This window comes from Pseudomonas sp. O230, assembly GCF_045447035.1.
Taxonomy (GTDB): Bacteria; Pseudomonadota; Gammaproteobacteria; order Pseudomonadales; family Pseudomonadaceae; genus Aquipseudomonas.
The window spans coordinates 263,817-279,430 of sequence record NZ_JBJGXN010000011.1 but is presented as its reverse complement, the minus strand read 5'-3'; the positions used below and the strand labels follow the sequence as shown (position 1 = coordinate 279,430).

At 59.3% G+C, this 15,614-nt stretch carries 15 protein-coding genes; 2 read left to right on the top strand and 13 right to left on the bottom strand.

The genetic code is table 11. From position 1 onward, the window contains the following. Positions 1-14: 14 nt before the first annotated feature. The 5 genes from ACI77H_RS24675 to ACI77H_RS24655 are packed head-to-tail and all read right to left on the bottom strand — an operon-like array spanning position 15 to position 5,232. Positions 15-3,125 carry a pilus assembly protein gene (locus ACI77H_RS24675; protein ID WP_407014246.1) on the bottom strand — a complete coding sequence of 1,037 codons (3,111 nt, stop codon included), beginning with the start codon at positions 3,123-3,125 and terminating at the stop codon, positions 15-17. Further along, positions 3,109-3,591, bottom strand: coding sequence for a PilX N-terminal domain-containing pilus assembly protein (locus ACI77H_RS24670; protein WP_407014245.1), 483 nt, complete (start codon positions 3,589-3,591; stop codon positions 3,109-3,111). The genes ACI77H_RS24675 and ACI77H_RS24670 overlap by 17 nt, the downstream gene beginning before the upstream one ends. Positions 3,592-3,602: 11 nt before the next feature. Next, positions 3,603-4,316, bottom strand: coding sequence for a PilW family protein (locus ACI77H_RS24665; protein WP_407014244.1), 714 nt, complete (start codon positions 4,314-4,316; stop codon positions 3,603-3,605). Continuing rightward, positions 4,313-4,762 carry a type IV pilus modification protein PilV gene (pilV, locus tag ACI77H_RS24660; protein WP_407014243.1) on the bottom strand — a complete coding sequence of 150 codons (450 nt, stop codon included), beginning with the start codon at positions 4,760-4,762 and terminating at the stop codon, positions 4,313-4,315. Before pilV ends, ACI77H_RS24665 begins: the two co-directional genes overlap by 4 nt. Next, positions 4,759-5,232: a GspH/FimT family pseudopilin gene (locus ACI77H_RS24655; RefSeq protein ID WP_407014242.1), complete on the bottom strand. Its 474-nt coding sequence runs from the start codon at positions 5,230-5,232 to the stop codon at positions 4,759-4,761. The genes pilV and ACI77H_RS24655 overlap by 4 nt, the downstream gene beginning before the upstream one ends. 130 nt (positions 5,233-5,362) lie before the next feature. On the opposite strand from ACI77H_RS24655, the gene ACI77H_RS24650 reads away from it, so the two are divergent. Continuing rightward, positions 5,363-5,911 (top strand): GspH/FimT family pseudopilin, encoded by a 549-nt coding sequence (locus ACI77H_RS24650; protein ID WP_407014241.1) that lies wholly within the window; start codon positions 5,363-5,365, stop codon positions 5,909-5,911. Here the strand turns inward: ACI77H_RS24650 and ispH are convergent. The 6 genes from ispH to murJ form a co-directional block, all read right to left on the bottom strand. After that, complete coding sequence (gene ispH, locus ACI77H_RS24645) at positions 5,888-6,835, bottom strand: 4-hydroxy-3-methylbut-2-enyl diphosphate reductase (RefSeq protein ID WP_008028815.1); 948 nt, start codon at positions 6,833-6,835, stop codon at positions 5,888-5,890. The two genes, ACI77H_RS24650 and ispH, sit on opposite strands and share 24 nt — an antisense overlap. Before the next feature lie 151 nt (positions 6,836-6,986). Further along, positions 6,987-7,424, bottom strand: a complete 438-nt coding sequence (fkpB, locus tag ACI77H_RS24640; protein WP_191623740.1) for an FKBP-type peptidyl-prolyl cis-trans isomerase — start codon at positions 7,422-7,424, stop codon at positions 6,987-6,989. 7 nt (positions 7,425-7,431) lie between these two features. Then, entirely contained in the window at positions 7,432-7,944 is a 513-nt protein-coding gene (lspA, locus tag ACI77H_RS24635) for a signal peptidase II (protein ID WP_407014240.1), read from the bottom strand. Continuing rightward, positions 7,937-10,768 carry an isoleucine--tRNA ligase gene (gene ileS / locus ACI77H_RS24630; protein WP_407014239.1) on the bottom strand — a complete coding sequence of 944 codons (2,832 nt, stop codon included), beginning with the start codon at positions 10,766-10,768 and terminating at the stop codon, positions 7,937-7,939. The genes lspA and ileS overlap by 8 nt, the downstream gene beginning before the upstream one ends. Beyond that, the gene (gene ribF / locus ACI77H_RS24625; RefSeq protein ID WP_407014238.1) at positions 10,769-11,719 is read right to left on the bottom strand and encodes a bifunctional riboflavin kinase/FAD synthetase; all 951 of its coding nucleotides are present in this window, start codon (positions 11,717-11,719) and stop codon (positions 10,769-10,771) included. A gap of 129 nt (positions 11,720-11,848) precedes the next feature. Next, positions 11,849-13,387, bottom strand: a complete 1,539-nt coding sequence (gene murJ, locus ACI77H_RS24620; protein WP_407014237.1) for a murein biosynthesis integral membrane protein MurJ — start codon at positions 13,385-13,387, stop codon at positions 11,849-11,851. Positions 13,388-13,639: 252 nt separating this feature from the next. On the opposite strand from murJ, the gene rpsT reads away from it, so the two are divergent. Next, on the top strand, positions 13,640-13,918 hold the full coding sequence (rpsT, locus tag ACI77H_RS24615) for a 30S ribosomal protein S20 (RefSeq protein ID WP_008154937.1): 279 nt from the start codon (positions 13,640-13,642) through the stop codon (positions 13,916-13,918). A 71-nt stretch (positions 13,919-13,989) separates the two neighbouring features. Here the strand turns inward: rpsT and ACI77H_RS24610 are convergent, their stop codons facing one another. Both ACI77H_RS24610 and proB read right to left on the bottom strand, forming a co-directional pair. After that, positions 13,990-14,454: a CreA family protein gene (locus tag ACI77H_RS24610; protein ID WP_407014236.1), complete on the bottom strand. Its 465-nt coding sequence runs from the start codon at positions 14,452-14,454 to the stop codon at positions 13,990-13,992. Positions 14,455-14,466: 12 nt separating this feature from the next. Continuing rightward, positions 14,467-15,585, bottom strand: coding sequence for a glutamate 5-kinase (gene proB, locus ACI77H_RS24605; RefSeq protein ID WP_407014307.1), 1,119 nt, complete (start codon positions 15,583-15,585; stop codon positions 14,467-14,469). Positions 15,586-15,614: the final 29 nt, after the last annotated feature.

Genomic DNA, 15,614 nt, shown 5'->3' with positions numbered 1-15,614 from the left:
GCCTCAACTCTCACTTACTGAATTTGTCGCCACATGATGCGACGGCTGCCACCGCCGCCTTTTTCGGTCAGTTTGGTCACCGTTGCACCGGTATCGGTCACGACCTTGCCTAGTCCGCCGTTGGTAACGGCGCTCAAGAATGGCATCCCGCTAGTGAAAATCACCCCGCCGGATATCGCGTCCGCGCTGTCGACCACCCCATCGCCATTGGTATCGAGCACCGCGTAGTTGAGCATCTTACCGCTGAACGCATCCAGTTCGACCAGTTTGCCAGTACCGAAACTGGCACAAGGGTCTGTGGTGTCCACGTTAGCGGTGGTAAATACAATCCGTCCCAGCACCAGCGTCGCCTGGTTGATCACCCGCTCACCGGTCAATACGCTGTTGTAGACCAGTGGCAAGTACCAGCCCTTCTCCGCCGGATACGTCACTTCGTTCTGGCTGGTGGTGATGAACTGCCCCGTGCTTGCCGAGAACACGCCCGTCACCGACTGGATCTGCAAACTGGACGTGGTGATCTGCCCGGAACCACCGTCAGCATCCCATACCGCATAGAACGCCTGCAGATCCTTGCTGGTCTTGTCGACGGTCTCGTTAAACTTTCCGGTGCCGAAAAACACCACTTTACCGCCCAGTGGATTGTCTGCCAGCAATGGCTGCGCGGTGATTGGCTGTGTGCCTCCACCCGCCGTTGTGAATAACGGCTTGCCGGAAAACGCCACGCCCCAGGTATCGGTGGTGGCGCCGCTCAGATCAAACTTCCATAACCGTCCTTTCAGGTCGCCACCATAGGCAGCCTGCACCACATTCTGCGAATTAACCTTGAGCTCCACCGAAGACAGGCCGTTGGTGGTTTCCGTGCTGTCGATGACGATTTTCTTGATCAACGACCCATCGCGAATATCCACCACGTACAACGCCGCCACTCCCGAATTGCTGCCGTAGCCATTGGAGATGAATGCCGCCCAACGCCCATCCGCCAAGCGTGCCACTTCCGGACGGGCGTAGGCATAACCCAGATCATTGAAAACGTTCGCCGTGTTTGCAGTGGCGGGTGCACTGATTTCCCACAACGCCTTGGTCACGTTACCGGCAGAAGCGTCAAACAGCTGCAAGGCGTAGAACGTCTTGCCCCCCGCCCCTGTTCCGCCGAGCGCCAGGGTTTTCCAGGCACTGTTGAGTTGTGCATCGAATACGCCGACCTGACCGTCGACCAGAAACTTGTGGCTGACGCCGTTGATGTAGGCGGTATCGGCGATATAACGCAACGATGGCAGCACACTGGACGGCATGTAGGCGTAGCGCCTGGCGCCGTTACCGGAGTTGATGACGCTGACAAAACCGTCGTTGGCGTTGACCACCAGGCTGGTGTTCATGTTGCTGGATTTGGTGGCCAGATAAGTGCTGTAGCTGGTGTCGCTCACCAGATCTGACGCGGTTTTTTCCGTTGGCGAGGCCAGCACCAAAGGCGAGTTGATGATGTCACCGAGCAACACGCTGCGCACTTTCAACCCGGTCTTGTTGGTGCCCTTGCTCCACTCCACGAGGTCGCTGCCCGTGATGCCGGTGGGCAGGCCCTGATTCAACACCGTCTGCTGTGCCGGGGCGAAATTGGTGAAGGCCAGCGTTACGGGAGCATTGTTCACGTTGTTCCACGACTGGTAGATCGGCGCCGTGGCGCCGGGCACGATGGCCGTGTCAGTCGTCCACTGCACCGTGGAGGTATTGACCGAGCCGTTGGAGGTGAACCCGAAGGATTTGATGGTGCCGCGCCAATCCTTGGGGTCGTAGCTGGTCTGGTAGTAAGCGGAACCGACCCCGACAATTGCGCTGCTGGTAGTGCCGCCCCCGCCGGAACCGGCTTTCGACGTGATGTCGCCGAGCGCTGATGACAAGGCGCTATTGAGGCCGGCGCTGTCCGTCGCCTGGTAGTACTTGCCCTGACCGTATCTGGCGGCGTCCGACAACATCTGATTGGCGGCAGTGAAGCCTACGGTGTAGGTGTTCATGTTCTGCGTAGGGAAATCTGTGGCGTTCCAGTTCTTGCCCGCGGCGTCGGTACCGGTGGTGCGCATGTCGATGTCGAAGGCGAACTTGGCGATGTCATCCAGGTACAACGTATCCCCCTCACCATCACCGGTGAGGTTGTCGCCATCGTTCGCGCTGTTGCCGTCCCAGTTCGGCAAACGGCTGCCACCGAGCGGGTCATTCGGGAAGGTCCGGTCGAACGTAGGCAGGCCATCGGTGATCACCACGCCGTAATTTTTCTGGCAGCGATACTGGATCGGGCTGGTGTAAGTGGTGGGCGTCGAGTTGTAGAACGGCGCCAGGCCGCGCATGTACCGAGTGATCTCATAATAGGTTTCCGCCAACGGGGTATTGGCGATGGCACTCAAACCGTTGATCGAAGAGATCAAGGCGTTGTAGTTGGTGTCCGCCTGGGCCTGGGTAACGCTGCCACTGACGGGAGACAGATCACTGATCGAGCGGGCGATAAACCCACCGGGGCCGGAGTTGCTGCTGGTCGGCGGGTTGAATGTCGCCAGGCCTATTCTCAATGAGCGATTGCTGGTAACCAGATTGGTAGAAACATCCTGCGCAACGCTGATGCGGTAATCATTAGGGATCGCACCGGTCCCCGTGGTGAAATCCCTGTTCGAACCGGCGGCTAGTGTTACCAGATAAGACAAATAGTTAGCCGTATAACGCGTGTTTTCATTGCCCACGGGGTCGGGGAGCTTCAGGCATATCGATGACAGCCCCAAGAAGCCCCGATAAAAACCGTACCAGTTGCCGCTGGTGGAGCAACCGCCGCGATTGAGGCTCGACAAGGCGATGTTGGTATCGTCCATGTCCAGATTTTGACCACTCAGACACGAGCTGTTCGAGCTGCAATTGGCAATTTGCGGGCGACTGACCGTCGGATCGAAACCCGACGCCCAGATGATGTTGTTCATGCTCCCGGAATCATCGATCAGCAGCATCACGTTTGGCGGAACTGCCGCAGCGCTCAGCAGGGGCGAATCCGAAGGCGTGAACGCGTACGCGGGGGCTGACAGGTACAGACCCAATGCAGCGCCGGTCAGCAACCGCCAGATCCCTGAGCACCTATTGGAACTTGGCATAAATGCTCTCCACCACACTGCGCACGTTATTGCCCACGATGGCCACTGCCGTGACCCGATATAGCGTCGCAGAGGTGTTGCTCGGCACATTCACGGCATTCAACGTGGTGCCGATGTTCTGTACCCCGTAGAAACCGTTGGCGGCCGCGATCCAGGTGACACCCGAGGAGGAATTGAGACCGGCAGCCGTAATGGTCGATGACTCGGCGGGCGGTAAACATTGATTGCCGCTGCAAACCGGCAATGTATAGGTATCGAGCTGAACCGCACTTTCGCCGACACGCAACGCGGCTTCGGCGATCTGGAATGACTGATTGCGCAGGGTCACGCTGCTGGCCATTTTTTCCTGCAGGGTCGCGTTCTGCATCGATGAAATGCCAATCAGCGTCAGCAACAGAAGGAACACCAGGCTGACCAGCAGCGCCATGCCGCGCTGGGCGTGAGGGGCTGCGGGAGAAAAATTCATCGGCCTTCCCCTCATGGCAAGCGGTTGCGCAAAGCGGCAACCACGTTGAAGGTTTGATCGCGCACGCGACTGTTCGGATCCCTCAGCGTCAGCGTCAGGCGCACGCTACGGATTCGCGCAGGATCGGACGGGTTGGGGCTGTAACTGGAAGCGGCCGTATCGGTGGCCGACGCAGCGAGGCCGAAACTCACGTCGAATTTGCTGACATTGTCGACGAGCACAGCCTGAGTCGGCGTCCCGATGCCACTGCCCATCGTCAATTGGCCATTCTTGAGGCTGTAGATCAGTCGTCGAATCGGAAACGCCAATTGTCCTGTCGCAGGGTCCTGCTTATTGGAGTAAACCGTCGCAGTGTTTCGGCAATCCGAAACCACCGTCCAGGTCGGCGTACCGCCACCCGCTCCGACATCGGCGGTCACCAGGGTCAGTTTGAGGGTGGCATTGTCCCAACTGATCGGTGCTACCTGGCTGGCAGTGAAACTCGCCCCGGCGCTTGCATCAGTTATCGTTCCCAGGCAACCAAACATTCCCACCATGCGGATTTCCTGAATCAGCTTGCTCAGCACGAAACGCGCGTCTTCCTGCATGTTGGCCGCCGCGTTTTGGCTGACATAAGTGTTTTTGGCTGCGATGAAAATCTGCGCCACGCCGAGCACCACGACCAGGCTCAATGCCAACGCGATCAACATTTCGATCAGGCCAAAACCTCTGTTGAGCCGGTTCATGGCGTCGCCACCGGATCGACGGCGGCGCGACTGGTCAGCACAAAGCTGCGACGGGAATTGGCGGTGTTAGCGGCCCGCGAGTCGTCCCAGGTGATAGTGATGGTGTAAACCCGCTGATTGAGGGTGACGCTGCCCGTAGCGGAGGCGCCGAGAATACTGACGATATTGGAGGTGAAGTCGTAGAGGTCCTGATCCCGGGCAACGCTGAGGTTGCCTGACGTCGGTGGCGTGACGGTGTAATCAGCGCCGGAGTTGGCGCGGATGCGGTCCATCATGTCGTAGGCGATAAAGCTCGCCTGGCTGGTCATCCGCGAACTGTCGGTGTACTTCAACGCATTGAGCTGAAACGCCGCGGCCCCCAACAGACCCACGCTCAAAATCAACAACGCCACGAGCACCTCGATCAGCGTCATGCCCTCCTGTGCACGCTTGCTCCATCCCTTCATCCGCAACTTCCACCCAATAGAATTCGTCCGTTCAAACACACATTCAGCGTCCTGCTTTGCGCCCCCAGTACGTAGCTGATCACCACCGCCGTGGATGGTGCCGACAGGCCGCCCAGATTGTTGAAATCGAGGGTGGTCACTCCTGAGGTTAGCGTCAGAGTCGCGCCGCTGCTCATCGCCGGAACAACCCGCAATACATTGGCCGCAGTGCCAGTACTGTCATAGACCGCCAATTCCCCGGTCCAGGCGCTGCCGCCCGCCGTCGGCCGCACCCGGGTGGTGGTGCCGCGGTCGATGGCTTCAAGCCTGGCGAAATTCAACGCGCGCTGCAGGTCGCCGATCTCCGTGTCGGCCTTGGTGCCTTGCACCGAACGGGTGAACGCTGGTACTGCCAGGGTGATCAGAATCAGAAAGACCGCAAGCGCGACCAGCAACTCGATCAGCGTGAAACCTTTTGTACGATGATCCATCGATGCCCTCCGTTGCCGTCGGCTATACCTACTGTTACACGCTAGAACATTCGACCGGCAGATGTCGGTTGTTTTGCCATTACTCGCGCAAGGATTGCGCGGGCCAGCGCATTCCAGGGAGGGTGATGTCATGCGTCAGCAGGGTTTCAGTCTGATTGAACTGCTCATGGGACTGACGATTGTCGGGATTGTTCTGCATCTGGTCAGTCCGGCGTTTGCAGCGCTGACTGAATCGAACCATCGAGAGGTGGCAGCGGAGTCGCTCGTCAGCGGCATTCGCAGCGCCAGAAGCGAGGCGATCACGCGAAACCAGACCGTCGTCATTCACGGGATAAACGACGATTGGGGCCAAGGCTGGCGAATGATTCTGGATTTAAATGGCAAGGGGCATGAGGACAGCAGCAATCCGCTGCTGGTTGAGCGCCGGAGTGACGCTCGGGTGCCAGTGATCGGTAATCGACCGGTCAGGAGATTCGTACGATTTAGCGGTCTGGGAGAGCCGTTGTTGCCCAGCGGTGCCTTTCAAGCAGGAACATTACATATTTGCATCGCCCGAGAGCCGGTGAGTCAGCACCAGATAGTGCTGGCCCGGACCGGCCTCGTCAGCCTGCGCAGTAAAAAGACCGAGCAGACGCTGTGCGTCGGAGGAGAGGACTCAGAGCAACGAACGAACCCGTAACTCTTTGGGCATCGAGAACGTGATGTTCTCCTCTCGACCCGCCAGTTCATCGGCACCGGTGGCGCCCCAGGCCTGCAACTGCTGGATCACGCCACGCACCAGTACTTCCGGCGCAGAGGCCCCTGCGGTAATGCCAATGCGCTCGACACCATCGAACCAGCTCTTTTGCAGGTCTTCAGCGCCATCGATCAGATAGGCCGGAGTGGCCATCCGTTCGGCCAGCTCACGCAGGCGGTTGGAGTTGGAGCTGTTCGGGCTGCCGACCACCAACACCACGTCGCATTCGTCGGCCAGCGTCTTGACGGCGTCCTGACGGTTTTGCGTGGCGTAGCAGATGTCGTCCTTGCGCGGACCACCAATCGCCGGAAAACGCGTACGCAGGGCATCGATGACGCGGCTGGTATCGTCCATGGACAGGGTGGTCTGGGTCACGAACGCCAGTTTTTCAGGGTTGTTCACCTGCAGCGCGGCGACGTCTTTCTCGTCCTCGACCAGGTAAATCGCGCCACCATTGCTGCCATCGTACTGGCCCATGGTGCCTTCGACTTCCGGGTGGCCGGCGTGACCGATGAGGATGCATTCACGGCCGTCGCGGCTGTAACGCGCGACTTCGATGTGCACTTTGGTCACCAGCGGGCAGGTGGCGTCGAACACCTTCAGACCACGGCCGGCAGCTTCGGTACGCACAGCCTGGGAAACGCCGTGGGCACTGAAGATCACGATGACGTCGTCCGGCACCTGATCCAGCTCTTCAACGAAGATCGCGCCGCGAGCGCGCAGGTCTTCAACGACGAACTTGTTGTGGACCACTTCGTGGCGCACATAGATCGGCGGCCCGAAGACTTCCAGGGCGCGGTTGACGATTTCGATCGCCCGGTCCACGCCGGCGCAGAAGCCACGGGGGTTGGCGAGTTTGATTTGCATGCTGTGCCTCGTGTCTTGCGCGAAAACAATGAATAACTATTGTGGGAGCGGGCTTGCTCGCGAAAGCGGTCTATCAGTCGACATAAATATTGAATGTGCCGACGCTATCGCGAGCAAGCCCGCTCCCACAATTTTGACCGCATCCGGTCAGTTACAGCGATTTGACTTCGATGATCTCGACGTCAAAGGTCAATGTCTTGCCAGCCAGCGGATGATTGAAGTCGATGGTCACTTGCTCGTCATCGAACTCTTTCACCACACCCGGCAGCTCAGTATTCGCCGCATCGTTGAAGATCACCAGCAAACCCGGTGACAGGTCCATGTCCTTGAACTGCGAACGCGGGATGATCTGCACGTTTTGCGGGTTCGGCTGACCGAAAGCGTTTTCCGGCTGAATTGTCAGCGTACGCTTGTCGCCAGCCTTGAAGCCGAACAGTGCCGCTTCGAAACCTGGCAACAGGTTACCGTCGCCGACCTTGAAGGTCGCCGGGGCTTTGTCGAAGGTGCTGTCGACGGTGTCGCCGTTCTCCAGGCGCAGTGCAAAGTGCAAGGTGACTTCCGTGTTCTGGCGGATGCGTTGCTCAGCCAATACCTGTTCAGTCATGAACGGTTTCTCCGGTTTTCTTACTTTTGAACATATCCAGCGCAAGCATTACAGCACCGACGGAAATCGCACTGTCGGCAAAGTTGAACGCCGGGAAATACCAGCGGTTCTGCCAATGCACCAGAATGAAATCGATCACATGGCCCAGGGCTATGCGGTCGTACAGATTGCCCAGCGCACCACCCAGGACCAGCGCCAATGCGATGGCCAGCCAGGTTTCGTTGCGCCCCAAACGCTTGAGCCACACCACCAGCACCGCACTGACCACCACTGCGATCAGGGCAAACAACCAGCGCTGCCAGCCCGAGCTGTCAGCCAGGAAGCTGAACGCCGCGCCAGTGTTGTAGGCCAGGGTCCAGCTGAAGTAATCGGGGATCACCACGATCTGCTGGTACATCGCAAGCTTGCCTTCGAAGTAGAACTTGCTGGCCTGGTCAATAACCAGGACCAGCAAACTCAACCAGAGCCAGCCCAGCCGTCCGAAACGGCCAATGGCGTTAGGCATAGTGACGAACCTCGCCAGTGCCGCTGATGTTGTCGACGCAACGACCGCAGATTTCCGGATGCTCCGGGTTCACGCCGACGTCTTCACGGCAGTGCCAGCAACGGGCGCACTTGGCGAAGGCCGACTTGACGATTTTCAGTTTCAGGCCGCTGACTTCGGTGACTACCGCATCCGCTGGTGCCTGAACAAAAGGCGCCACGCTGGCGGTCGAGGTGATCAGTACGAAGCGCAGCTCGTTGCTCAACTGGGCCAGGTCGGCGCTCAGCGCGTCGTCGGCGAACAGCGTCACTTCGGCTTGCAGGTTGCCACCGACGGCCTTGGCCGCGCGCTGGATTTCCATTTCCTTGTTCACAGCGACCTTCACCGCCATGATCCGCTCCCAGTAGGCGCGGCCCAGTTCGACGTTGTCCGGCAGTTCGGTCAGGCCTTCGTACCAGGTGTTGAGCATCACCGATTCGTTACGCTCGCCCGGCAGGTATTCCCAAAGTTCGTCGGCGGTGAACGCCAGGATCGGCGCGATCCAGCGCACCAGCGCTTCGGAGATGTGGTACAGCGCGGTTTGCGCCGAACGACGGGCCTTGCTGTTGGCGCCAGTGGTGTACTGACGGTCCTTGATGATGTCGAGGTAGAAACCGCCCAGCTCCTGCACGCAGAAGTTGTGGATCTTGGAGTAGACGTTCCAGAAACGGTATTCGCCGTAGTGCTCTTGCAACTCGCGTTGCAGCAGCAGCGTGCGGTCCACGGCCCAACGGTCCAGCGCGAGCATTTCTTCGGCCGGCAGGATGTCGGTAGCCGGGTTGAAACCGGTCAGGTTGGAGAGCAGGAAGCGCGCGGTGTTACGGATCCGCCGGTAAGCGTCCGCACTGCGTTGCAGGATCTGCTCGGAAACCGCCATTTCACCCGAGTAATCGGTAGAAGCGACCCACAGACGCATGATGTCGGCGCCCAGGGTGTCGTTGACTTTTTGCGGTGCGATCACGTTGCCCAGCGATTTGGACATCTTGCGACCGGACTCATCCACGGTGAAGCCGTGGGTCAACAGCTCGCGGTACGGCGCGTGATTGTCGATGGCGCAACCGGTCAGCAGCGACGAGTGGAACCAGCCGCGGTGTTGGTCCGAACCTTCCAGGTACAGATCGGCACGCGGGCCGGTCTCGTGGCCCATCGGGTGCGAACCGCGCAGGACGTGCCAATGCGTGGTGCCCGAATCGAACCAGACGTCCAGGGTGTCGCTGATCTTGTCGTACAGCGGCGCTTCGTCACCGAGCAGCTCGGCAGCGTCCATCTTGAACCAGGCTTCGATGCCTTCGACTTCGACACGCTTGGCGACTTCTTCCATCAGCTCGGCGGTGCGTGGGTGCAGTTCACCGCTTTCCTTGTTCAGGAAGAACGGGATCGGCACGCCCCAGTTGCGTTGACGGGAGATGCACCAGTCAGGACGGTTGGCGATCATCGAGTGCAGGCGCGCCTGGCCCCAGGTCGGGACGAACTTGGTTTCCTCGATCGCTTTGATTGCGCGCTTGCGCAGGGTGTCGCCGGTCACTGGCTCTTTGTCCATGCCGATGAACCACTGCGCCGTGGCGCGATAGATCAACGGGGTCTTGTGACGCCAGCAGTGCATGTAGCTGTGTTCGATGATCGTGGTGTGCAGCAGCGCACCGACTTCGGTCAGTTTGTCGACGATGGCCGGGTTGGCTTTCCAGATGAACTGGCCGCCGAAGAACTCCAGCGACGGTACGTAAACGCCGTTGCTTTGTACCGGATTGATGATGTCGTCGTTGACCATGCCGTATTTCTTGCAGGTCACGAAGTCGTCCACGCCGTAGGCCGGTGCGGAGTGAACCACGCCGGTGCCGGCGCCAAGTTCCACGTAGTCGGCCAGGTAAACCGGCGACAGACGATCGTAGAACGGGTGACGGAAGTTGATCAGTTCCAGCTCTTTACCGGTGGTGGTCGCGATGACCGAACCTTCCAGGCTGTAACGCGCCAGGCACGACTCCACCAGCTCTTCAGCCAGGACCAGCAGTTTGTCGCCGACGTCGACCAGGGCGTAGTTGAATTCCGGGTGAACGTTCAGCGCCTGGTTGGCCGGGATGGTCCACGGGGTGGTGGTCCAGATCACGATCGACGCAGGTTTGCCCAGCGACGGCAGACCAAAAGCGGCAGCCAGTTTGGCTTCGTCGGCAATCGGGAAGGCCACGTCGATGGTCGAGGACTTTTTGTTCTCGTACTCGACTTCCGCTTCAGCCAGGGCCGAGCCGCAGTCAAAGCACCAGTTCACAGGCTTGAGGCCCTTGAACACGAAACCGCCCTTGACGATTTCGGCCAAGGCGCGGATTTCACCGGCCTCGTTCTTGAAGTCCATGGTCTTGTACGGGTTGGCAAAGTCGCCCAACACGCCCAGACGGATGAATTCGGATTTCTGCCCTTCAATCTGCTCGGTGGCGTAGGCACGGCACAGTTCGCGGGTCTTGTCCGCGCCCAGGTTCTTGCCGTGGGTCACTTCGACTTTGTGCTCGATCGGCAGACCGTGGCAGTCCCAGCCCGGAACATAAGGCGCGTCGAAACCTGACAGGGTTTTCGAGCGGATGATCATGTCCTTGAGGATCTTGTTCAGCGCATGACCGATGTGAATCGTACCGTTGGCGTACGGAGGACCGTCGTGCAGAACGAACTTCGGACGATCCTTGCCAATCTCGCGCAACTTTCCGTACAGGCCAATGCTGTCCCAGCGCTGCAGAATCTGCGGTTCGCGCTGAGGCAGGCCGGCCTTCATTGGGAAGGCGGTGTCCGGAAGGTTTAGCGTGGCTTTATAGTCGGTCATTTAAGGCTCTTCATTAGCGATTGGCGCTAGGTGCGACAGGGCACGGGCGGCGGCGACATCCGCATTGATCGCCGTCTTAAGCGCCTCCAGAGAGGCGAAACGCTGCTCTTCACGCAGCTTGTGGTGGAAAACCACCGTCAAACGCCGGTCATACAGATCGCCGGCAAAATCTAAAAGATGCACTTCGAGGTGGGCTTTGCCATCCCCTTGGACCGTGGGGCGCACGCCGATATTGGCGACGCCGGGCCAGGTCTTGCCGTCGATATCGACGTTGACCAGGTAAACCCCAGTGAGCGGCACGCGACGACGCTTGAGTTGGATGTTGGCGGTTGGAGTACCCAACTGACGCGCCAGCTTCTGGCCGTGCAACACACGCCCGGTAATCTGGAACGGCCGACCGAGCAGGCGCTCGGCCAAGGCAAAATCGGCGGCGGCCAAGGCATTTCGCACTTGTGTGCTGCTGACGCGAATGCCGTCCAGCTCAACGGTTTGCGCCGCTTCGACGGTGAAGCCCTGCCTGACGCCGGCCTGTTGCAGGAAATCGAAATCTCCTACCCGGTCACAGCCGAAGCGGAAGTCGTCACCGACCTCCAAGTGCTGCACACCGAGACCGTCCACCAGGATGGTATCGACGAACTCGTTGGCGCTGAGCTTGCTCAGGCGCTGGTTGAAGGCCAGGCACAAGACCCGATCGACACCTTCGTCAGCCAGCAGCTGCAGCTTGTCGCGCAAGCGCGCCAAGCGCGCCGGCGCAGTCTCCGGGGCGAAAAACTCCCGTGGCTGCGGCTCGAAAATCACCACGCAGCTGGGCACGCCCAACTCGAGCGCACGCTCACGCAGCCTCGCCAGGATAGCCTGGTGGCCACGGTGAACACCGTCAAAGTTGCCAATAGTGGCGACACAGCCCCGATGCTGGGGGCGCAGGTTGTGGAGGCCTCGAACCAGCTGCATAACGCGCTTCTTGCTCATAAAGTGGTCGATTATAACCACACCCGGCGGCCGACGACAGGCAACACCGTAACCCAAAGTGATCGAGCCGACAAAACCGCCGGCCCGCCCGTGTTTATCGAGGCAAAAGCCTCAGCTCAGCGACTTGCGATTGAAGTCGCGCAAACGGAAGCCCATCAATAGCAACATGCCGAAATACGAGACCACGCCCGCGCCCACCAAAGCGCCCAAACGCAGGAACCGCTCAAGCATATGCCCCTGATCCCAGGCCGGCATGAAGTGCATTCCGGCCAGCAATACTGCAGACATCACCAACACCGCGACCACCAGCTTCGCACCGAACTTCGCCCAACCCGGCTGCGGCTGATACATCTGCTGTTTGCGCAGTTGATAGAACAGAAGCCCGGCGTTGAGACAGGCCCCAGCGCTGATCGCGAGAGCCAGGCCCGCGTGGGCCAGCGGCCCGATCAACACCAGGTTGAACAACTGCGTAACCACCAGAGTGAAAATCGCAATTTTCACCGGTGTACGGATGTTTTGTTGCGCATAAAACCCCGGCGCCAGCACTTTGATCACGATAATCCCGAGCAATCCGACTGAATAAGCGATCAGCGCTCGCTGAGTCATGGCCGCATCGAAGGCACTGAACTCGCCGTACTGGAACAGCGAAACCGTCAGCGGCTCGGCCAGAATCCCTAGTGCCAATGAGCACGGCAACACCAACATGAAGCACAGACGCAGGCCCCAATCGAGAATCCGCGAATACTCGACGCGATCCTTGCTGGCGTAGGTCTTGGCCAGGGTCGGCAGCAGGATCGTGCCCAACGCCACACCTAGCACACCGGACGGCAACTCCATCAGACGGTCGGCGTAATACATCCACGACACGGAACCGGCGACCAGGAACGACGCAAAAATGGTGTTGATGATCAGCGAAATCTGGCTTACCGAAACGCCGAGAATCGCCGGCAGCATCTGTTTCATGACCCTCCACACGCCGCTGTCGCGCAGGTTCAGGCGTGGCAGCACCAGCATGCCGATTTTTTTCAGGTGCGGCAGCTGATAGAGCAACTGCGCCAGACCACCCGCCAGCACCGCCCAGCCCAGCGCCATGACCGGCGGATCGAAGTACGGCGTCAGGAACACCGAAAAGATAATCATGCTGACGTTGAGCAAGGTTGGCACGAAGGCCGGTACCGAGAAACGGTTATAGGTGTTGAGGATCGCCCCGGCCAATGAAGACAGGGAGATCAGCAATATATAAGGAAAAGTCACCCGCAACAGGCTGGAGGTCAGCTCGAATTTTTCCGGGGTATCGGCGAAACCAGGCGCAGTCGCCCAGATCACCCATGGTGCCGCGAGCATGCCCAGTGCAGTGACCAGCGCCAGCACCAGCGTCAGCAGACCGCAGACATAGGCAATAAAAGTGCGCGTCGCCTCCTCACCCTTCTGGTTTTTATATTCGGCAAGAATCGGCACGAATGCCTGGGAAAAGGCCCCTTCGGCGAAGATCCGGCGCAGCAGATTGGGCAATTTGAAGGCGATAAAGAAGGCGTCGGTCGCCATCCCCGCACCAAATGTACGCGCAATGAGGGTGTCACGGACGAACCCCAAAATCCGGGAAAGCATCGTGATAGAGCTGACGGCGGCCAACGATTTGAGCAGATTCATTGAAAGAGTTTGTGCCTGTCGATAAACAGCAGGCGAACAACGCGCCCACTTATGCGATACTCCGCGCCGCAGCAGCACAGAGCCAAAGCTCGCGAGTTTACAGGTCAAGCGCCGGAAATAAATATCCCGCCTCTTTATACCTACCACTTAGCGGAACGTCTCAACCGCCCTTGACAAGACATCAACTCATCGGCATGATTCGCGGCCTATTTTGTTTGCTATTTCCTAAAAAGTCTTTCGAGGAGCTCGACGGTGGCCAACACACCTTCCGCCAAAAAACGTGCAAAACAGGCTGAGAAGCGTCGCAGCCACAACGCCAGCCTGCGTTCCATGGTTCGTACCTACATCAAGAATGTAGTTAAGGCCATCGACGCAAAAGACGCTGAAAAAGCTCAAGCAGCTTACGTTCTGGCCGTGCCAGTTATCGACCGTATGGCCGATAAAGGCATCATCCACAAGAACAAGGCAGCTCGTCATAAGAGCCGCCTGAACGGTCACGTCAAGGCTCTGAACCTTGCTGTTGCCGCATAAGCGATAAGCTTGTTGAAAAACCGACCCCAGGGTCGGTTTTTTATTGCCTGCGATTTGGCAAAAACAACAGTTTACTGGGCGTGCGCCCACGGCAGGATCGGGATCGCCGTCACCGCATTCTGCGGGCTGCCTTCGATCAAGCGATCGCTGTAGACCAGGTACACCAGCGTATTGCGCTTCTTGTCGAGAAAGCGCACCACCTGCATCGTCTTGAATACCAGCGATGTGCGCTCCTTGAACACCTCTTCGCCATCCTTCAGTTCGCCCTTGAAGTTGATCGGCCCAACCTGGCGACAAGCAAGAGAGGCTTCAGCGCGATCCTCAGCCAGACCCAAGCCGCCCTTCACACCGCCAGTTTTGGCGCGCGAAAGATAGCAAGTCACGCCTTCGACTTTCGGATCATCAAACGCTTCAACGACGATGCGGTCATTCGGACCGACGAACTTGAACACCGTCGACACCTGGCCAATCTCCTCGGCCGAGGCCAGCAGCGGCATCGCCAACAGCAGCCCCAACAATCCTTTTGTCACGCGCATTCAAATATTCCTTCAGACCAGGATCAGGTTATCGCGATGAACCAGTTCCGGTTCCGCCATGTAACCCAACAGACCGACAATCGCCTCAGACGACTGACCGATGATTTTTTGTGCTTCCAGCGCGCTGTAGTTGGCCAGGCCACGGGCGATCTCACGACCGTCGGGCGCCACGCACACGACCATTTCGCCGCGACGGAAACTGCCCTGAACCAGTTTGACGCCGACCGGCAGCAGGCTTTTGTTGCCTTGGGACAACGCCGCCACCGCACCAGCATCCAACACCAGCGTGCCACGGGTTTGCAGATGCCCGGCCAGCCACTGCTTGCGCGCTGCCAGCATGCCGCGCTCAGGTGACAGCAAGGTGCCAATGCGCTCGCCCGCCTTCAGGCGATCCAGCACACGCTCAAGGCGCCCGCCAACGATGATGGTGTGCGCACCGGAACGCGCGGCCAAACGCGCAGCGCGCAACTTGGTCTGCATCCCGCCGCGACCCAACGCACCGCCGGTACCGCCCGCCACTGCATCCAGCGCCGGATCATCAGCGCGCGCCTCGTAAATCAGCTGGGCGTCAGGGTTGTTGCGCGGATCGGCGTCGAACATGCCGTCGCGATCCGTCAGGATCACCAGCAAATCAGCTTCGACCAGATTGGCCACCAACGCTGCGAGCGTGTCGTTGTCGCCGAAACGGATTTCGTCAGTGACCACGGTGTCGTTTTCATTGATCACCGGGATCACTTTCAACTCGACCAGTGCACGCAAGGTGCTGCGGGCATTCAGGTAGCGCTTGCGATCGGACAGGTCGTCGTGCGTCAGCAGAATCTGCGCGGTGTGCCGGCCATGCTCGGCAAAGCTCGACTCCCAAGCCTGAACCAGCCCCATCTGACCGATGGCGGCAGCCGCCTGCAATTCGTGCATCGCACTGGGTCGTACGGTCCAGCCCAGACGGCTCATGCCCGCCGCCACTGCCCCTGAGGACACCAGCACCAACTCGACGCCCGCCTCATGCAAAGCCACCATCTGCTCGACCCAGACACCCATTGCCGCGCGATCCAGGCCCTTGCCATCCGCCGTCAGCAGAGCGCTGCCGATCTTCACGACCCAACGCTGCGCACCTGTCACCTTGCTCCGCATCATCTTCAACCTTAGCTTGAGGGCAGCGC